Annotated in this window: 1 protein-coding gene; it reads left to right on the top strand. The window is 41.9% G+C overall.

What is annotated here, in order from left to right:
- On the top strand, positions 1–298 hold a 298-nt coding region (locus AAEY62_RS21630; protein ID WP_502935542.1), incomplete at its 5' end, for a permuted SH3 domain-containing protein.

The following is a 298-nucleotide window of genomic DNA, read 5'->3' as shown; positions in this document are numbered from 1 at the left end:
ACAAGTGATGATAGATTTGAGCAAAGTTACACGCTCACAAACCCCCTACACTATTTTACCTATTGAGTCGGTATTTTCAGATCCTAATAAAAGCCTAAGCGATAATGCCTATGTGTGGGTTTTTAATCAGCAAACTGGCACTGTGCATAAACAAGCAGTACAAGTGGGCCAATTGCATCACGACACTATTGAAGTTCTTAGCGGCGTAAAAGAAGGCCAACAAATTGTCTCTGCTGGTGTTCACTCTTTACAAGAGGGCATGTCTGTTCGCCCTTGGAATAAAGAGCGAGGCTTATAA

The sequence above is a fragment of the Pseudoalteromonas sp. GW168-MNA-CIBAN-0100 genome, from assembly GCF_040309225.1.
GTDB lineage: Bacteria > Pseudomonadota > Gammaproteobacteria > Enterobacterales > Alteromonadaceae > Pseudoalteromonas > Pseudoalteromonas arctica.
The sequence above is the reverse complement of the archived record's forward strand: the minus strand, read 5'-3'. Positions and strand labels throughout refer to the sequence as shown.